At 57.6% G+C, this 2,657-nt stretch carries 3 protein-coding genes; 2 read left to right on the top strand and 1 reads right to left on the bottom strand.

Annotated elements, in window-relative coordinates:
* Window positions 1-1,008 (bottom strand): matrixin family metalloprotease (locus BF99_RS0101555; protein WP_025769470.1); only part of this gene is annotated, 1,008 nt, incomplete at its 3' end.
* A 642-nt stretch (window positions 1,009-1,650) separates the two neighbouring features.
* Here BF99_RS0101555 and BF99_RS0101545 point away from each other — a divergent pair.
* Window positions 1,651-2,430: an ABC transporter permease gene (locus BF99_RS0101545; RefSeq protein ID WP_081759044.1), complete on the top strand. Its 780-nt coding sequence runs from the start codon at window positions 1,651-1,653 to the stop codon at window positions 2,428-2,430.
* On the top strand, window positions 2,430-2,657 hold a 228-nt coding region (locus BF99_RS0101540; protein ID WP_025769467.1), incomplete at its 3' end, for an ABC transporter permease subunit. The genes BF99_RS0101545 and BF99_RS0101540, both read left to right, overlap by 1 nt.

The following is a 2,657-nucleotide window of genomic DNA, read 5'->3' as shown; positions in this document are numbered from 1 at the left end:
TGTCAGTCGTTTATCCCAAGGAGTGCCGCCGGTGATGCGCATCAGATCGGCGGAACTCAAAACGGAAACCCCGGCGGCAGGGACTTCATCGGGCAAGGTGCCGGAAAAAGCGCGCCCGCTCCCCTGATCCGTGCAATCGATAAAAACCGGACAATCGCTCTGCTCGTCCTCGCAGCGAATACGGATCGTGGACTGATCTTCGGCGGTGATCGGAGCGATGGCTTGGAGCATGGCTCGGGGCGGATCGGCAGCCCCGACCGGCCGGCCCTTGCTACCGTAGATCGCCATGATCCCCTCGATATCATCGGGTTGCAAACGATCGATATCGCTGATCGTCGAGTTCATGATCGCAGCCACATCTTGGTCCGCTTGGTCCGGGTGACCGAGCCCCCATGTATGGCCGAATTCGTGGATGGCAACGCGGTGCAGATCGAAAAGGATGGCGTCATCCGACAACCTTCGTTGAGGACCCGAATAGCTGTTCCAAGTCACTCCCGTATTGAAAATGACATCGCTTTCCCAAATGACGCCGCTTTCGATGTCCCAGCGATTGAAGACGAACCCCAAGCTACGCTCGCCGATGGAATAGCCACAATAGGTATCATCGACGGTGATCGTATTGGTTCCATCACCGACGGCGCATCTCGGTTTGGCAGGCGAACTCGTGATATCGATCCGCAATCTGGCATCGGTTCGATAGAACTGATCGGCGGCGCTTCGGACCACATCCTCCCAGCAAGGGCCGAATTCATAAAGCTCCACACCTTGCGCTCTCGGCAAACAGGTAGCGCCTTCGTTTCCTCCGAGGCGCGCCTCCATTTCGATCTCGCGCTCTTCCCATTTGAGCGGCTCCCCGTTCCAGCTTTTCCAGTGCACCCACGCCTCGGCCACCCCCGTCGGCAAGATGATCGGGAGGAAAAAGATGCTTGCGAAAACCGCGATCGCAAGAAAACGGCTGCCATAAGCCGATGTCAAGGTACCTCCGGCAGCGGTCGATCGATCGGTCACTGGCGATCTCCTTGTGGTATCCAACCTTCGTGCAAAAGGGTAGCGAAGGAATCCATCGGATGCGATGACGGCGTGGCGATATGCTCGCGCAGCCTCGATGCGGATGATGACGAATACGATGACGACTACAACGATTACGGCACGAAGGCGATAAGACGAATATCCGACACCTTCGCCACCGAAGAAACGACGAGTTTTTTCGAATCGCGCGTTTTTTCAAACCGCAAGGATATCTTTCGATCCCTTATCATAACCGATTGATATTCGCTCGCATCGAAGGGGTTCGATGATATCTTCGATGCGATACTGGCCTCGACGATCGCCTCGTTGTCGCTTGCTTCATCATCTCGTCCAACCCTCGACCAAAGCGCAAAGGTGAACTTCGATGGGATCGACTCATGATACGGGTGCCATGATGGGATGCGCCCCGACCTGCATCGAACGGTTGCCCTTCGAATTCTTGGATCTCGGGCGCATCATCGCAAGGTCGATTCCCTCTTCGATCTGCGAAATCGGCGCTCGATCGGCGCCAATATCGACACCAAGATCGACAAAGGGCTTTTTCGGCATTCGAAAAGAGCGAGATTCGAACCCGCCGGCCGTGCGAAATCCATCGATCTACCCGAAAACCGGCATCGAATCATGCTCGAAATCGTCCATGAGGCTTTGAAATCCGCCACCGGCGGAATTCTGCACGGCTACCTCTACCCCTATATTCTCGAGGGGATGCTATTGACGCTGGTCTTGGCGGCGCTTTCTCTGGCGCTCGCCGTCGCCCTCGGGCTCATCGCCGCCACCGCTCGCCTCTCCTCCCTCGCCCCCGCCCGCACCGCCGCTTGGCTTTACACCACCATCATCCGCGGCATCCCGGATATCGTCTTGATGTTCATCTTCTTTTTCGGCGGACAACTGCTTTTGAACGAAATCGGATTTCGTTTGGATGCGCTGGCGAGCGCTTGGCGGCTTCCCTTCAATCCGGGCTGGGACTATATCGAGATCAGCGAATTCACGGCCGGAGTCCTGACCATCGGCATCATTTTCGGAGCCTATATGGCGGAGACCTTTCGCGGGGCGATCTTGAGCGTTCCCGTCGGCGAAATCGAGGCCGGGCACGCCTTCGGCATGAGCCGGGGACAGGTCTTTCAGCGCATCACGCTGCCGGCGTGCGTGCGCCACGCTCTGCCGGGGTTCGGCAACAACTGGATGGTATTGGTCAAGACCACCGCCTTGGTATCCGTGATCGGGCTCGAAGACATGGTCTTTCGTGCCACCCAAGCCGGCGGCACCACCCGCGAGCCCTTTTTATTCTATCTGGCGGTCGCCCTGCTCTATCTGATCATCACTTTGCTTTCCGAAAGCGGGTTGCGGCGACTCGAAATCCGCTTCAATGTCGGCGTGCGCTCGGCGCAGGAGACCCTGTGATGGATTTCGCACCGATCATCGCCAATCTACCCCTCTATCTCGAGGGGTTGATAACGACCGTCTGGCTGGTGGTGGCCGCTCTGGCCATCGGGTTGGTATCGAGTCACCCCTTGGCCATCGCCGCCGGGGCCCGCCGGCGGTGGATTTCCGCTTTGCCCTTGGCTTTCATCCATTTTTTCCGCGGCACTCCCTTGCTGATACAGATTTTCCTCGTCTATTACGGCTTG

This window comes from Thioalkalivibrio sp. HK1 (assembly GCA_000583135.1).
GTDB lineage: Bacteria > Pseudomonadota > Gammaproteobacteria > HK1 > HK1 > HK1.
This window is presented reverse-complemented; position numbering and strand designations above follow the sequence as displayed.